The organism is Pseudomonas sp. LTR0, from assembly GCF_036630035.1.
GTDB classification, from domain to species: Bacteria; Pseudomonadota; Gammaproteobacteria; order Pseudomonadales; family Pseudomonadaceae; genus Aquipseudomonas; species Aquipseudomonas putida_Y.
This window is the reverse complement of the sequence record NZ_CP123734.1, coordinates 1,238,046-1,253,793: the sequence shown is the minus strand read 5'-3', so window position 1 is coordinate 1,253,793 and position 15,748 is coordinate 1,238,046. Positions and strand designations below refer to the sequence as shown.

Annotated in this window: 15 protein-coding genes; 6 read left to right on the top strand and 9 right to left on the bottom strand. The window is 62.3% G+C overall.

Annotation, left to right across the window (positions count from 1 at the left end; genetic code table 11):
• Positions 1–49: 49 nt before the first annotated feature.
• From QCL51_RS05790 to QCL51_RS05780, 3 genes are all read right to left on the bottom strand, one after another.
• Entirely contained in the window at positions 50–1,651 is a 1,602-nt protein-coding gene (locus QCL51_RS05790) for a DUF5666 domain-containing protein (protein WP_338444639.1), read from the bottom strand.
• A complete protein-coding gene (locus tag QCL51_RS05785; protein WP_021783318.1) occupies positions 1,648–2,493 on the bottom strand; it encodes a DUF6502 family protein in 846 nt (281 codons plus the stop codon). Before QCL51_RS05785 ends, QCL51_RS05790 begins: the two co-directional genes overlap by 4 nt.
• A 190-nt stretch (positions 2,494–2,683) precedes the next feature.
• On the bottom strand, positions 2,684–3,229 hold the full coding sequence (locus QCL51_RS05780; RefSeq protein ID WP_031322339.1) for a hypothetical protein: 546 nt from the start codon (positions 3,227–3,229) through the stop codon (positions 2,684–2,686).
• Between the two features lie 294 nt (positions 3,230–3,523).
• On the opposite strand from QCL51_RS05780, the gene QCL51_RS05775 reads away from it, so the two are divergent.
• From QCL51_RS05775 to tsaA, 4 genes are all read left to right on the top strand, one after another.
• Complete coding sequence (locus tag QCL51_RS05775; RefSeq protein WP_021783316.1) at positions 3,524–3,979, top strand: GNAT family N-acetyltransferase; 456 nt, start codon at positions 3,524–3,526, stop codon at positions 3,977–3,979.
• A gap of 119 nt (positions 3,980–4,098) precedes the next feature.
• Complete coding sequence (locus tag QCL51_RS05770; protein WP_021783315.1) at positions 4,099–4,809, top strand: rRNA pseudouridine synthase; 711 nt, start codon at positions 4,099–4,101, stop codon at positions 4,807–4,809.
• Positions 4,810–4,858: 49 nt separating this feature from the next.
• Positions 4,859–5,320: a DUF1456 family protein gene (locus tag QCL51_RS05765; protein ID WP_338444638.1), complete on the top strand. Its 462-nt coding sequence runs from the start codon at positions 4,859–4,861 to the stop codon at positions 5,318–5,320.
• Between the two features lie 6 nt (positions 5,321–5,326).
• Positions 5,327–6,019, top strand: a complete 693-nt coding sequence (tsaA, locus tag QCL51_RS05760; RefSeq protein WP_101196305.1) for a tRNA (N6-threonylcarbamoyladenosine(37)-N6)-methyltransferase TrmO — start codon at positions 5,327–5,329, stop codon at positions 6,017–6,019.
• 152 nt (positions 6,020–6,171) lie between these two features.
• On the opposite strand, the gene QCL51_RS05755 is transcribed toward tsaA, so the two are convergent.
• From QCL51_RS05755 to QCL51_RS05740, 4 genes are all read right to left on the bottom strand, one after another.
• Positions 6,172–7,494, bottom strand: a complete 1,323-nt coding sequence (locus QCL51_RS05755; protein ID WP_021783312.1) for a dicarboxylate/amino acid:cation symporter — start codon at positions 7,492–7,494, stop codon at positions 6,172–6,174.
• A 349-nt stretch (positions 7,495–7,843) separates the two neighbouring features.
• The gene (locus QCL51_RS05750; RefSeq protein WP_021783311.1) at positions 7,844–9,190 is read right to left on the bottom strand and encodes an ATP-binding protein; all 1,347 of its coding nucleotides are present in this window, start codon (positions 9,188–9,190) and stop codon (positions 7,844–7,846) included.
• On the bottom strand, positions 9,187–9,864 hold the full coding sequence (locus tag QCL51_RS05745) for a response regulator (protein ID WP_021783310.1): 678 nt from the start codon (positions 9,862–9,864) through the stop codon (positions 9,187–9,189). Before QCL51_RS05745 ends, QCL51_RS05750 begins: the two co-directional genes overlap by 4 nt.
• A 195-nt stretch (positions 9,865–10,059) precedes the next feature.
• Positions 10,060–10,665 (bottom strand): outer membrane beta-barrel protein, encoded by a 606-nt coding sequence (locus QCL51_RS05740; protein ID WP_010952338.1) that lies wholly within the window; start codon positions 10,663–10,665, stop codon positions 10,060–10,062.
• A 129-nt stretch (positions 10,666–10,794) separates the two neighbouring features.
• Here QCL51_RS05740 and QCL51_RS05735 point away from each other — a divergent pair, with 129 nt between their 5' ends.
• Entirely contained in the window at positions 10,795–11,586 is a 792-nt protein-coding gene (locus QCL51_RS05735; protein WP_021783309.1) for a dienelactone hydrolase family protein, read from the top strand.
• Positions 11,587–11,832: 246 nt separating this feature from the next.
• Positions 11,833–12,534 carry a 4'-phosphopantetheinyl transferase superfamily protein gene (locus tag QCL51_RS05730; RefSeq protein ID WP_021783308.1) on the top strand — a complete coding sequence of 234 codons (702 nt, stop codon included), beginning with the start codon at positions 11,833–11,835 and terminating at the stop codon, positions 12,532–12,534.
• A gap of 3 nt (positions 12,535–12,537) precedes the next feature.
• Here the strand turns inward: QCL51_RS05730 and QCL51_RS05725 are convergent, their stop codons facing one another.
• Positions 12,538–14,145 carry an ATP-binding protein gene (locus QCL51_RS05725; RefSeq protein ID WP_338444637.1) on the bottom strand — a complete coding sequence of 536 codons (1,608 nt, stop codon included), beginning with the start codon at positions 14,143–14,145 and terminating at the stop codon, positions 12,538–12,540.
• Entirely contained in the window at positions 14,142–14,840 is a 699-nt protein-coding gene (locus QCL51_RS05720) for a response regulator transcription factor (RefSeq protein WP_103444803.1), read from the bottom strand. Before QCL51_RS05720 ends, QCL51_RS05725 begins: the two co-directional genes overlap by 4 nt.
• Positions 14,841–15,748: the final 908 nt, after the last annotated feature.

Below are 15,748 nucleotides of genomic sequence, written 5' to 3'. Positions count from 1 at the left end.
CCTCAGTACGCTTTCGGGAAGCATGGTCGGATTTTCACAGCCTAGTTGGCTAACGCCCGGATCGCTCTGGATGCTCGACTTTTTCCACCTTCTCAACTCTCTCTGGTAACTCCACCTTTTCGACCTTTTCGACCCGTTCAGGTTTTTCGACTTTTTCGACTTTTTCGACTTTTTCGACCTTCTCGACTTTTTCGACCTTCTCGACTTTCTCGACTTTCTCGACTTTCTCGACTTTCTCGACTTTCTCGACTTTCTCGGGCTTTTCGACCTTCTCTACTTTTTCAACCTTCCCGGTTTTTTCGACTTCAACCTTTTCAACCCGATCGGAGCTTCCGCTGTTGCTGCGGGCCGACCGCTCCAAGGTGTCGCGGTGTGCCGACGCTCCCGACTTGTCAACGCTGCCATGGCTACCGGAGCCGTCGACGGCGCTGCGCCCACTGTGATCATCACTACTTTCATCGCGATCGTTGGTCGCATCGCTTGCGCCATGACCGCTGCTGGAACCGCCGGAGCTGCTTTTGTCATGCTCACTACCGTGCCCCGACTGGCTTCTGCCGGGATTGTCTACACGGTCGTCCTGGAGTTCCACGCGGGTTGCCCGCAGCTCATGAGTACCATTGAGCACCCCGCTCACCCGCACACGTTGATCGAGCGCCAACGCCGTTGGCTGCCTGCCGACAATTACGGTGCCCTGCCCCAACGTCACATTGATACCTGCGACCACCAACTGCCGAGCTTGTGTGCGCTGCACCAGCCCTTCAACCACCGCCTGCTGGACACGGCCAGCAAAAGGCAGGCTCGGGTCTGGACGGGTTTGCGCCACTTCAAGCTGGCGCCCGGTCCACTGGCCGCGCACCAGCAATTCACGAGCAGGCGCCACACGGGTACCCAACTTCAACCCTTGAAGGCTGCCAGTGCGATCAACCGCGCCGATGGCGCTGGCCTCCCTCAACCCCGGTGCCCGTTCGATGCGGGTGGCCACTACTTCTCCCCGGGCATCGCGCAGGCCGCTGACCCTCACGGGCTCACCAGGGCGCAGCCCTTCAGCCACCCGCGCGCCAGCGGCCAACCGCACAGGTTGCCCCATGACCCGCAGGGGGGCCGAGGCATTGGGCAGCGCCGTCAATGGCCCTTCGAAGACGTTGAGGATCGAAATGCGCCCTGCTTGCAGGCCGCGCTGGGTGGCGAATGCCTCCACCGCCACCACCTGCCCGATCGCCAGCTGACCACTGCTGGTAGGTGCGCCGTTTTCACTCACCGGTACGTCCTTGCCATAGTGCACTTCCATGCCATTGACGCAGATCGAGGCGAAGCCGGTGATGGTACCGACGATGCCTGTACCCCCAGTACCACCCGGGCGCAGGATCGGCGTACTGGTACCGTCCACACCATCCGCCACTGCACCTGTGCCGCCTGTACCCCCAGGGCGTTGCTGAACTGGGGCACCGGTGCCACCGACGCCGCCATTTTCATTGCGCACACCGGTGCCGCCCATGCCGCCGGGAAACTGCAGACTCGCGGCACCGGCCATACCCACTTCGTCACGGCTGACACATACCGGCGCTGCAGCCACCTCGCCCGGGACCATCAGGTTCCACCCGAAAACCAGGGCAAACGTGACAGCACTGAGGTAGCGCACAAAAAGTGTCATGGCCCGGGTGTCTTCGACGGATCGGAATCGGTAGCTTCAGTGTAGAAATAAAGCCCGACAGTGATGCGCTGACGTTGTTCGATACCGGGCTCATCAACACTCTCCAACTCAGCTGCAAGTCGGCTGAAGGCAAGTAGTGTCTGCATGCCATCCTTGGCTACCACGTCACGCAGATGCTCGACGCTGGCCGGGCTCAAGGCATCGTAGTGCACGCTACGCTCAAAAAACGGCTGGCCTTCGCCGCTGAGGTTATGCACCGCAGCACAGGCATGGTCATGCAGGTTGTGGCCGAAGTACGCAGCCTTTTCATCAAAACCCTTCTGTGGCACGAATGCATGGGCTTCCAGGTGCACGCAATCCTGCTCATCGAGCCGCACGACGCCCAGGCGCAGCCATTCGTCCAGCACCACCCGACCGCGGATATCGGTGCTGACCCTGGCGACCAGGGCATCGAATGAGCAATCGCCACCCACACTGGCTAGCCGTGCAAGCGCCCTCGCCTGGCCGGGCGCCGAGCAGAATGGTGGGGTGTTGGTCCACACATTGACCAGCTGTGCACCTAGCGTGATGTTATCCGGCAGGGTCGCACGTGCAGTGTCGCCCTCATTACGCAGCCGCCGGACATCTTTACGATGTACGCCTGTAAGCAGGCTGATACGGCTGTCGGTTGGCGCAGTGTCGTTCAGGCGAAACTCGCGATGGGCTACATCGACGAACACCTCCTTGAGCAGGTCGGTGAACATCGTGTAGGTGACCCCTTTGCGCAGCATCAGGCGCACCAGCGGGCGCATGACACGCCGCAGCGCACTCAGCATCGACGGGGGTAAAACAGGCGATTGCATTGAGGGCATTCCTTGACAGAGGCACCCAGTATAAGGCGAGGGAATAAATCCCACGCAAACCGCAATCATGTCCCGGCTTGGGCGAGGAAAAAGCTGTCAGCGCTCATTGGAAATGACGTGACAAAGGCAGGCAGGCCAGAACCTGCTCATACAAAACCCGTCCGCTGGGTTTTGTATGGACCACTTCGGATCAGTACCAATCAGCTTCTGCTGTTGTCATCCCCGGCCTCGCCACCGGCATGAACACCGTGGTCATCACCCGGTTCGCCACCCACATGGTTGCCGTGATCATCACCAGGTTCACCACCAACATGATTACCGTGATCATCCCCAGGCTCACCGCCGACATGATTACCATGATCGTCACCTGCTTCAGCATGGTTGCTGCTGCGCCCAGCGTTTGAATTGCCGTCGTGGCCACTGCCACTGTTGCCGGCATGGCCACCACCGTCACCGCCGCTGCCGTGGCCACCACTTCCACTTCCGCCGCCACCGTGACCACCGCCGCCACCACTTCCACCACCACCGTGACCACCGCCTCCACCACTTCCGCCGCCACCGTGACCACCGCCTCCACCACTTCCGCCGCCACCGTGACCACCGCCGCCGCCACTTCCGCCGCCACCGTGACCACCGCCGCCGCCACTTCCACCGCCACCATGGCCACCACCGCCTCCCCCATGACCGCCACCGCCGCCGCCGCCGCCGCCATCTTTAGCGTAAGCACTGGTGCCATGAGAAATCGAGTCAGGGATCAAGGCAATGGACATCGATAACACGCCAGCTACAGCTGCCGCGAGTAACGCCTTCTTGAACAGCAGGTGGATTTGCATAGTCCGTCTCCAGGTCTTCGCCACGAGAACGCCAAATCAGTCAGGAATCCAGTTTCAGATTGAACTTATATTTACGTGGGATTTTTTCCCACGCTTAATTAATAGACCGTCACTCCCCAGGTCTCAAGCGCCAAGCGAACAAGCCGACCGGTGGTTGGCCTGCTATGTTTTCCCTATCGCCCCAGAGGAACGCCGGCATGCCTGCGCTACTGACGCTGCAAACCCCGCGCTTGAGCGACTACAGCGAGCTGGTACAAGTGTGGGAGGATTCGGTACGTGCCACCCACGACTTTCTGCCAGAGGGCTATATCCTGCTACTGCGCGAGCATGTGCTGCGCCGGTATCTCGACGCAGTGATGCTGATCTGCTGCAAGGACCGCCAGCGCATCTGTGGTTTCGCCGGTGTCGCCAACGGGCGGATAGACATGCTGTTCGTCGCACCTGGCTACCGCGGCCAAGGGGTAGGCAAGCGCTTGCTGCGCTATGCAATCAGCGAACTGAATGCCGAGTACCTTGACGTCAACGAACAGAACCCGAGAGCGCTGGGCTTCTACCTGCATGAAGGTTTCGAGGTCATCGGCCGTTCGGAAACCGACGGCCTGGGCCAGCCCTACCCTCTGCTGCACATGAGGCTAATGCGCACAGTGCCTTGAGGCGGCGCCTGAATGTGCCGCGCTATGTGTCCAAAATGGCGCATCTGACACAGATTCCCATCATCTACCGCTTGCAGGCAGGTACAATGGAGGCCTTTCCCTGCCTTGCGAATTGCCCCATGTCCGAACCCGTCCGCCTGTCCAAACGCCTCATCGAGCAGCTCGGCTGCTCCCGCCGCGAGGCCGAGCAGTACATTGAAGGAGGCTGGGTAACGGTCGATGGCGTGGTGGTTGAGCAGCCGCAGTTCAAGGTTGAGCAGCAGCGCGTCGAGCTGCTGCCGGGCGCCCGTGCCGAAACCCTGGAGCCGGTGACCCTGCTGCTGAACCAGCCAGCCGGCATGGACAGTGAAGACGCCCGCGCCAGCATGAACATGGGCAGCCTCAGCGAAGCCCACCGCGAAGGCGTGCGCGCCCTGCACGGGCATTTTGCCCGGCAGGCCTGTGTGGCACCGCTGGAGCGTGGCGCCAGCGGCCTGCAGGTGTTTACCCAAGACTGGCGGGTATCCCGCAAGATCGAAGCCGACCTGCGTCGCCTGGAGCAGGAGTTCATCATTGAAGTGCGCGGCGAGACCACCCCCCAGGCGCTGGAACGCCTGGCGCGCGGGGCCATGCGCAATGACCGCGAATTGCCTAAGGCCAAGGCCAGCTGGCAGAACGAGACACACTTGCGCATGGTGTTGAAAAACCCACAACCAGGGCAGATTTCCGAGCTATGCGCCTACCTGCGTCTGGAGCTTTTAAGCATGCGACGCATTCGCCTGGGGGGTGTGTCGATGGGCAAGTTGCCCTTGGGCCAATGGCGCTACCTGGCTACCTCCGAACGTTTTTAAGCAATACGCCGCGCCGGAACGCGCGGCACCTGAACAGGATTCTGCTGCAATGAACCACAACGACGTCCTGCGCAGCCTGCGCTACATGCTCAAGGTGAACGACGCCAAGATGGCCGAGATCATTGGGCTCTCTGGCCTCGAAGTGCATCCTCTGGTGCTGGCCACCTACCTGAAAAAAGAAGAAGAGGAAGGCTTCGTGCGCTGCCCGGAACGGGTGATGGCGCACTTCCTTGACGGCCTGGTGATCTACCGCCGAGGCAAGGACGATAGCCGCCCGCAGCAGCCGATTGAGCTGCCGGTAACCAACAACCTGATCCTCAAGAAGCTGCGTGTGGCCTTTGAGCTCAAGGAAGACGACCTGCACGCGATTCTCAAGTCGGTCAACTTCCCGGTCAGCAAACCTGAGCTCAGCGCGCTGTTCCGCAAGGCTGGCCACGACAACTACCGCCCGTGTGGCGACCAGTTGCTGCGCAACTTCCTCAAGGGCCTGCCCCTGCGCGTGCGCGGCTGAGTGGCCATGCAGCATACGGTTGTCCCGGTCGGCATCGTCCATTCCTGTTTCAAGGAAAAGTTTGCCATTCCGCGCCAGCCACAGCTGGCACCTGCCGCCCGTGGCGTACTCGAACTGTTGCCGCCGTTCGATCAAGGTGACGCGGTCGAAGGCCTGGAGCAGGTCAGCCATGTCTGGCTGCTGTTTCTGTTCCACCAGGCCCTGGAAGAAAAGCCGCGTCTGAAAGTGCGGCCACCGCGTCTGGGCGGCAACAAGAGCATGGGGGTGTTCGCCACGCGCGCAACCCACCGGCCCAACGGCATCGGCCAGTCGGTGGTACGCCTGGAGGGCGTGGAGCCCGGGCGCCTGCTGCTGTCCGGGATCGACCTGCTCGACGGCACGCCGGTGCTGGATATCAAGCCGTATGTGCCTTATGCCGACAGCATCGCTGGCGCCAGCAACCAGATGGCCAATGCTGCGCCGGTGGCAATTGCCGTGCACTGGGCCGACAACGCCCTGCTCCAGGCCCGCGAGCATGCGCTGCGCCTGAGCGAGCCGCTGGTGGAACTGATCGAGCAATGCCTGGCGCAGGACCCACGGCCGGCCTACCAGATACCACCGGCTGAGCGGGTGTACGGGGTGAAGTTCTGGGATGTGCAAGTAAGGTGGCATTACCCGCAGCCGGACGTCATCCGGGTGCTGGAAGTGGTACTGGGCTGAGGGCCACGGGCTTCGCCCGTGTTCGCGGGCAAGCCCGCTCCCACAGGGATCGCGCCAGCTTTTAGAAATTGAGCAAGACAGTTGCTCCCACAAGGGACCGCGCAGACACGAAAAAGGCGACCTTGGGTCGCCTTTCTCATTTCAACTAGCTATCAACGAGCCGGGCCTTCAGCCACGCCCAGGTCGTCGGTCGGGCGGGTATCGATCAACGGCGCACCACCGGAGGCCAATTCCGAAGCCAGCTTGTCGTCGTCCATTTCCTTGACCCACTTGGCCACCACCACAGTGGCAACGGCGTTGCCCACCAGGTTGGTCAGGGCGCGGGCTTCGGACATGAAGCGGTCGATGCCGAGGATCAGCGCCAGGCCGGCAACCGGCAGGTGGCCAACAGCCGACAGGGTCGCGGCCAGCACGATGAAGCCCGAACCGGTAACGCCGGCAGCCCCCTTGGAAGCCACCAGCAGTACCAGCAGCAGGGTGATCTGGTGAGTGATGTCCATGGTGGTGTCAGTGGCCTGAGCGATGAACACCGCAGCCATGGTCAGGTAGATCGAGGTACCGTCCAGGTTGAACGAGTAGCCGGTAGGGATAACCAGGCCGACTACCGATTTCTTGGCACCCAGGCGCTCCATCTTGGCCAGCATGCGCGGCAGGGCCGACTCCGAGGACGAAGTACCCAGCACGATCAGCAGTTCTTCACGGATGTAGCGGATCAGCTTGAGCACGCTGAAGCCGTGGGCACGGCAGATACCGCCCAGTACCACCAGCACGAACAGCAGGCAGGTGATGTAGAAGCAGGCCATCAGGTAGCCCAGCTGCACCAGCGAGCCGACACCGTACTGGCCGATGGTGAAGGCCATGGCGCCAAACGCGCCGACCGGTGCCAGTTTCATGATCATGTTGATGATGTTGAACATGACATGGGCGAAGCGGTCGATCAGGTCCAGTACCGGCTTGCCGTAGCTGCCCAGGCGGTGCAGGGCGAAACCGAACAGCACCGAGAACATCAGCACTTGCAGGATGTCGCCGTTGGCGAACGCGCCGACGACCGTATTGGGGATGACGTTAAGCAGGAAGCCGACGGTGGTCTGCTGCGAGCCAGCGGCGGCGTAGGCAGCCACGCTGCTGGCATTCAGGGTGCTGACGTCGATGTGCATGCCAGCGCCTGGCTTGACCACGTTGACGACGACGAGGCCAATGATCAGCGCGATGGTGGAGACGATTTCAAAGTACAGCAACGCGTAGCCGCCGGTTTTGCCGACCGACTTCATGCTCTGCATGCCGGCAATGCCGCTGACCACGGTACAGAAGATGATCGGGGCGATGACCATCTTGATCAGTTTGACGAAGCCGTCACCCAAGGGTTTGAGGGCAACGCCCGTTTCCGGGTAGTAGTGGCCGAGCAGGATGCCGATGGTGATGGCGACCAACACCTGAACATACAGGGATTTGTACAGCGGCTGACGTGTCGTCATGGCTAATTTTCCTCAAGTGTGCCGGTTCACCCTTCCCAGGGTGATGGGGGCACCTGAATCGCTAACCCTCCTGCACTTGGAGGGATTTGTCGTTGTGTTCGAGCTGCCTGGGCAGGCCTCTGCGAGGATCAATAGCAAGGGTGGTGCCAAAATGCCCATGAAGGGTGCAAGGCCCGTATTTACTAGGGATAAATGCCCAACGACAGGGCGATATTCCCAGGGCGGATTGGCGGATTTCCGCCCGGTGGCGGAATTTGTACAGGGAGGAATGGCGGAAATCCGCCCATTATGAATTGCCAGTGCCGCCCATTCGCGGATTTACCTGCGAATGGGCGGCACTGGCTACGAGTCAATCCAGGTTGAAGGTGATCCTGAACGCGGCGCCTCCCAGCGGAGAATCGCCAAGGCTCAGCTCGGCGTCATAGCTGTCGACGATATCCTTGACCACTGCCAAGCCGATGCCCTGCCCCGGGTGCTGGCTGTCCAGCCGCTCCCCACGCTCCAGAATGCGTTCACGCTGGTCGGCGGGCACGCCCGGCCCGTCGTCCTCGATGCACAAGGTCAGATGCCCCGGCGCCTTCACCAGGCTCACCCGCACTTGCCCCAGGCTCAGCCGGTAGGCGTTCTCCAGCAGGTTACCGAGCATTTCCAGCAACGCGCCCTGCTCCATCGGTACCTGCGCCGCGGCCGGCAACTCCAGCACCACGTCCACACGTTTTTCCCGGTAAACCTTTGCCAAGGTGCTGCACAGGCTGTCGAGCAACGGCCGCAGCAATACGCTGTGGCGTACCAGGCCACTCTTGCGCAGGCTGGCGCGTTGCAGCTGATAGTCGATCTGCTGGCTCATGCGTTCGATCTGGCTTTGCAGCACCCGCGCCTGCTCGCGCTCGCCGCTGCGCTGCTGCAAGCTTTCACCCACGCCCTGTAGCACCGCCAGCGGCGTCTTCAGGCTGTGCGCCAGGTCGTCCAGCGAATCACGGTAGCGCGTGCGCTGCTCACGCTCACTGCGCAACAGACGGTTGAGCGAGCGGGTCAGGCGCAGCAACTCGCGTGGGTGCTCGCCGCTCAGGCCGTCACGTGCACCGGATTCCACTTCATCCAGTTCGTGGCTGAGGCGTCGCAACGAGCGCAACCCCCAGGTCAAGCCTGCCCACAACAACACCATAAGCGCCAGCAATGCAGCGCCGAACCCCAGGTAGAGCTTTTCGCGCAGGCCATTGAGGGTGGCCTTGTACTCGCTCACGGGCTGCAGCGCGACAATGCTGTAGGCGGCGCTCTGCCCGCCCAGCAGCTTTATCTCGACGTCGTACACGAAGAACTCTTCGCCATCGGACTGGTGAATGCGGTCGAACTCGTTGCCGCGCCCGTCATAGCGCGGCTGGTAGTTGATGTGCCGGTCGGCGGTGGCACGCGACTGCCAGACCAGTTTGCCGTCGCGGTCAAAGATATAGCCGAGCAGGCCTGTGTAGGGCAGGTTGTAGCGCTCGTCCGGCAGCAGTGTCGGCATCTGCAACCGGCCATGCTCGATACGCGCAGCGGAAATCAGTGTGGTTACATCAGAGGCCAGCCGCTGCTCGATCGATTCCTGCAAAGCCAGGCTGAAGGCCTTCTGCAAAGCCGGCAGCAGCGCCAGCATGAACAGCAGCGCCAACACTGCGGCGGCCAGCATCAGGCGCACCCGCAGCGAGCGGATCATCGGCAGCGCTCAGTGAACAGGTAGCCCAGGCCGCGCACCGTGTCGATGGGCTTGAAGCCGTGCTCGCCTTCAAGCTTGCGGCGCAGGCGGCCAACCAGCACTTCGATGACATTGGGGTCGCGCTCTTCGTCACCTGGGTACAACTGTTCCATCAGGCGATCCTTGGCCACCACCTGCTGGTGATGGCGCATGAGGTATTCGAGGATGCGGTATTCGTAGGCAGTCAGGGCCAAAGCTTGTTCGTCGAGGGTGGCCTGCTTGCGGTTGAGGTCAAGTACCAAGGGGCCAGCGGTGATGGTCGACTGGATGAAACCACTGGAGCGGCGTAACAGGGCATTGAGCCTTGCTTCAAGCTCCTCGAACTGGAACGGCTTGACCAGGTAGTCGTCGGCACCGGCGGCCAGGCCCTCGACCTTGTCTTGCCAGTTGCCACGGGCCGTGAGGATGAGAATGGGGAAGGTCTTGTCCTGGCTGCGCAGGCGCGTGATCAGCTCCAGGCCGCTGATACCGGGCAGGCCCAGGTCGATAATGGCAAGGTCGAAGTGGTACTGCTCGGCCTGGTACAGCGCTTCTTCGGCGTCAGCGACCGCCTCGACCACATGGCCGCTTTCGCCCAGGCGGGTGTAGAGGTGATGGCGAAGCAGGGCTTCGTCCTCGACCACCAGCAGTTTCATGTGCAGCTCCTTATGTGTATTGCCTGTACCGGCCCTTTCGCGGGCACGCCCGCTCCCACAGCAATCGCACCGTTTCTGAAACTTGTGCAGCACCTGTGAAGCCAAAGGCACTGCACGGTTTCTGAGGTTTGTGCAGCGCCTGTGGGAGCGGGCGTGCCCGCGAAGAGGCCAGTACAGGATAACGCGGCTCGTCCGTCAGAACTTGTATGAAGCAGCCAGGTAGGTCTGGGCGCTGCTGGTCAGACGCAGGGTGCCGTCCTTCGGCCCGCCATGTGCGCCCACCTCGGTCGCGGCATTGGTGCGCAGGTAACGGTAGCCCAGTTCGACCGAGGCCTTGTCGGTGATGTCCTGGATCACACCGGCCTGCAGACCGTAGGCATAACCGTAGTCAGTATCCCGGCTGGCGCCGGGCGAGTCCTGGGTGAGCTTGGTCACACCCAGGCTGCCCCCACCGAACAGCTTGGTGGTATCGCCCACCGGCAGAAACAAATCGTAGCTGCCCAGCAGGTTTTCCTGGCGCAACTTCAGGCCACTGTGGTCACCCGAGACGTTGTCATAAGTCATGTAGTAGCGGCCCTGGTCGTTGATCTTGCCCAGACGCACACCCCAGGTATCGTCCTTGCCGATAATACCGTCGGCATTGAGGTGGTCGGTGTTACGTTGCAGCAGGCCGGACTTGCGGACTTTGTCGCTGGTCTGGCCGTAGGTGAGGCTGGCGAAGTTGTCGTCCGCGGCCTGGGCGGTGGTGATGCCAGCGGCACAAACGGCCATGGCGGCAAGCAGGGTATTGAAGGTTTTCATGGCTGGGTACTCCAGTTGGGTGCGCTGTTTCGGTCTGGAAGCTAGAGTAATCAGGGCACCCTGAACCGCGACTGAACCCTGGCTGAACCCCGGCTGAACGAACCGACAGCAAAACAAGGAGTAGTGAACATGCGAGCCCTGCTGGCCCTGACCCTGATGTGCAGCGCCGCCCTCGCCCAAGCGGCGGTAGTGACCCGTGAGATTCCTTATCAGGACGACGATGGCAACCGCCTCGTCGGCTACTACGCCTACGATGATGCGCTGGACGGCAAACGCCCAGGCATCGTTGTGGTGCATGAATGGTGGGGCCTGAACGACTATGCCAAGCGCCGCGCGAGAGATCTTGCCGCCCTGGGCTACAAAGCGCTGGCCATCGACATGTATGGCGATGGCAAGCACACCGAGCACCCGCAGGATGCCCAGGCATTCATGGCCGAAGCGATGAAGGACCCGGCCGCAGCCGCAGCGCGCTTCGACGCGGGCCTGGACCTGTTGAAAAAGCAGCCGAATGTGAACAAGCATCAACTGGGCGCTGTCGGCTACTGTTTTGGCGGTAAGGTGGTGCTCGATGCCGCACGTCGTGGAGAGAAACTGGACGGCGTGGTGAGTTTCCATGGCGCGTTGTCCACCAAAACGCCGGCCAAGCCTGGCGTAGTGCGCGCGGACATCCTGGTTGAACATGGCGCTGCGGACAGCATGGTCACCCAACAGCAGGTGGACGCGTTCAAGGCGGAAATGGATGCGGCCAAGGTCAACTACCAGTTCGTCAACATTGAAGGGGCCAAGCACGGCTTCACCAACCCCGATGCCGATCGGCTGAGCCATGGTGAGCATGGGGGGCCGGACATTGGCTATAACAAGGCAGCGGACGAGCGTTCCTGGGCGGATATGCAGGCGTTCTTCAAGAAGGTGTTCAAATAAAAGATTGTGCAATCGTTGTGGCAGCAACTGTCTTGCTCAATGTCTAAAAGCTGGCGCGATCTGTGTGGGAGCGGGCTTGCCCGCGAACACGGGCGAAGCCCGTGCCATCCACCGCGGTGATTCTTCGCGGGTAAACCCGCTCCCACACGGATCACGCTGTGATCTGCGCCATGTTTTCATGGCTGCGCTAAGTCATCCTGCCACGCCACCTCCCTTAGCGCTTGCACAGCTGGCACAATAACCGCCATGAACACACTTCCCGCCTGCTGCGCCCCGCTCCAGCACCACTGGCCCCTGCCCCACCCATTGCCCGGCGCGGTGCTGGTCAGTTGCGCCTTCGACCCTGCCCACTTGGCCGCCGACGACTTCCAGCGCGCTGGCGTACTGCCCAGTGCCAGCCTGCTGCGCTCGGTGACTAAGCGCCAGGCCGAGTACCTGGCCGGTCGCGTATGTGCCCGTGCCGCGCTGCAGCACCTGGACGGCCGCGACTACGTGCCCGGCACCCACGAAGACCGCTCGCCCATCTGGCCTGCCGGTATTCATGGCTCGATCACACACGGCAAGGGCTGGGCCGCCGCGGTGGTCGCCGGCGAAAAAAGCTGCCAAGGTCTGGGCCTGGATCAGGAAGCCTTGCTGGATGACGAACGCGCCGAGCGGCTGATGGGCGAAATCCTCACCCCGGCAGAACTGGAGCGCTTGGACCGCCGCCAGCTTGGGCTTACGGTCACCCTGACGTTCTCGCTGAAGGAAAGCTTGTTCAAGACCCTGTACCCACTGACGCGCCAACGCTTCTACTTCGAACACGCAGAAGTGCTCGACTGGTCCGCAGAAGGGCTGGCGCGCTTGCGCCTGCTCACCGACCTGTCACCGCAGTGGCAGCAAGGCGCAGAGCTGCAAGGCCAGTTCTGCCAGCAGGACGGCCACCTGCTGAGCCTGGTCAGCGTCTGACCTTTACAGCGGTGCCTGCTGCCTTGGCCAGTTCAGGCTGAAGCAGGCTCCGCCCAACACCTCGCTGCGGCCCACTGTGGCGCGGCCCGCGTGCCAGTAGATGATCCGCCGTACGATCGACAGGCCCAGGCCATGCCCGCCCGAGGCACGGGTACGGCTGTCATCGAGGCGGGTGAAGGGCGTGAAAATGCGGTCCCAGAACCCCTCGGGGATCCCCGGGCCGTCATCCTCCACATCGATGCGGCAACGTTGCTGGCCCAGCTGATAACTCAAGCGCACTTCGCTCTCGGCATGGCGCATGGCATTGCCGACAAGGTTCTGCAGGGCACGGTGCAAGTAGCGCGGCTCGGCCTCGACCCAGGCGCCTTCGGCATCCGCGCCCTGGCAGTCACCGCGCACCACCCGCACCTCGGCACGCAAAGGTGCCAGCTCTTCGATCACCCGATCGAACAAAGCATCCAGATCGACCCGCTGGAACTTCAAGGCCGGTGCGCCCTGCTCCAGGCGGGCGTAGGTCAGCATCTCGTCTACCAGCTTGTCGAGGTCCTGGATATCACCGTCCATGCCCGCCAGGTGCTTTGCCCGCGCCTGTTCATTCGTGGCGCTTTCGATCATCTCCAGGCCAAAGCGCAGGCGCGCCACCGGCGTGCGCAGCTCGTGGGACACCGCTCGCACCAGCTCGCGCTGCATGGTCAGCGAACGCTGCAGGTGCTCGGCCATGCCATTGAAGGCAGCAGCCAGGCGCCCCACCGAGTCGGCGTCGCCGGCCGGCACGCGGGTGTCCAGGCTGCCCTGGGCGATGCGCGTGGCAGCAATCTCCAGGCCTGACACACGACGCTCCAGCTGACGCACCAGCAGGTAGACCACCAGGCCGATCAGGCACAGCCCCAGGAAGGCAATCAGGATCAGCAACTGCGGCGGGTAAGGGTTGAGCTGGTACAGCGGGCCGATTTCCAGTACCCATGGCGAGCCCGTCAGCCCGGCGAAGACACGGATCGAGTCACCATCCTTGCCCAGCGCCATCACCGTGTCCCCCTCCTCCACCCGGCGCCGCTGGTCATCGTCCAGGCCGACCCGCTCAATACGTTGCAAGGCGACACCAAAGCCGAAGCCTTTTTCCTGCTTGATCTGTGCCAGGCGCTGCTGCTGTTCGGCTACCGGGTAGCGCACCAATTCGTCGGCCAATAGATAGAGGGTGGCCCGCGCCAGCTGCTCGCTGATCTGTTTGATCTGCGCGACCAGCATCAGGTCTTCCTGGCCCACCTTGCGCAGCACTTGCGCCGCATGCGGGCCAATCTTCTCGACCACCACCAGGCCACGGTACAGGCGCGCCCGCTGGCTGCCGTCAAGGCTGCGTACGCTCAGCGGCTGCAGCGCCAACGGCACGCCAAGCAGGCGCTCCCAGATCAGCAGCGAACGCTTGCGTTGGGTTTCATTCTGCACTGCCAGGTTGTCGGCCATCAGGCTGAAGGTGCCCTGGGCCAGGCCCTCGCGGTGCTGGGCAGCGCGCACTTCATTGACCAGGTGCAGGCTAAGCACGCCAAGCAAGGCCACCAGCACCAGCACGGCCAGCATGCCGCCGTAGATGCGCAGGAAGATCGAATTGTTCATGGTGCCTCGCCGACGAACAGGTAGCCTTTACTGCGCAGGGTCTTGATCAACCGCGGCTGAAGCGGGTCATCGCCGATCTTGGGGCGGATTTTCGAGATGCGGATGTCGATGGAACGGTCCTGGCCGTCGTAGCCCACGCCACGCAGTGCGGTGAAGATCTGTTCGCGGGTCAGCACCCGGCCAGCGTTGCTGGCCAACAGCCAGAGCAGGTCGAATTCGGCGCCGGTCAGCTCGATCAACTGCTCGCCCAGGTGCGCCTCGCGCAGGCGGTTGTCGATACGCAGCGCACCAAAGGCCAGGTCCTGGCGCTTGCTATCCACGGTTTCGCTACGGCGCAGCAGAGCCTGGATACGTGCCAGCAGCAAGCGTGGGCGCACGGGTTTGCAGACGTAGTCGTCGGCCCCCAGGTCCAGGCCCTGAACCTGGTCGAGTTCATCACTGCGCGCGGTGAGCATGAGGATCGGCCCGGGGTATTGGGTACGCACCCGGCGGCAGATGCTCAGGCCATCCTCGCCGGGGAGCATCAGGTCGAGGATGACCAGGTCGGGCTGGCTGTCGATGATGCGCCTCGCGGCACGTGCGCCATCGGCCTCCACCGCGACCTCGAAACCATTGGCCTGCAGGTATTCGGCGGTGAGCTCGGCGAGGCGCTGGTCGTCTTCCACGATGAGGATGCGGGGTATGGGGTGGTCCATGGCTTTGGCCTTGTTGTTCTTGGGATCGTGTCAGGGCAGCTGAGAGTATGAATGTAGATGGGTGGGGCCTGCGAGATCGAGCGCCGCCCGCGCGGCGCATCGCGAGCTGCGCTCGCTCCTACGTTTGTTTCGGGCCAATCATTCCTGTGGGATTTGCGCGCGAACGCCTTGGCGTACGGCGCGATATCGTGTCGTACACACAAAGCGGTCGCGCGCGCCTGTAACAGGCGTAACTGGCCAGAAACAAACGTAGGAGCGAGCGCAGCTCGCGATGCGCCGCGCGGGCGGCGCTCGATCTCACAGGCACCCAGATCTTCAACCATGCCCTACCGCCCCCTCAACTGAACCGTTTTTTGTGACAGGGTTCGCGCCCGAAAAAAACTGCCCAAGGCCGTCACGTTGCAGAAAAATACTGCAAACCACTTGGCACAAGGCCTACAGCGAATACCCACCATTCACTCACAAAGTACGCACACGTTATCCACAGGCGATCGCCTTGCAAAGCCCCCAATACCGCATTATCTTGTATCCCGATCGCAGCGAACCACTAGATATAGGGGTTCGTGCAAAATCACACACAAAAGTCAACCCGCAAGATCAAGCGATTTTCCGGGCGGAACTTGAAGTGATTTCAGCAGCCAAACCGCTCCTGCGGAGGCGACCGAGGCAAGCCCCTCCAGGGTCTTGTTCGGGCATGGGTGTTGCAGGCCAGGCCTGGCATCCATCAGCAACAGATTTTGGGCTCCGCCCAGAACCTTTGACTTCGGCCAGGGAGCGGCAAGCCATTGCCCCTTATTCCTGAGTCTGTCCCGAAGTCGGTACGCCCGTGCGGGCGGATGCGCATGCATTGCGCATCCCCGCGGGGCCATCGAGCAAGTGGACGGAACGGTGGGCGCCCTAGGGCGCCT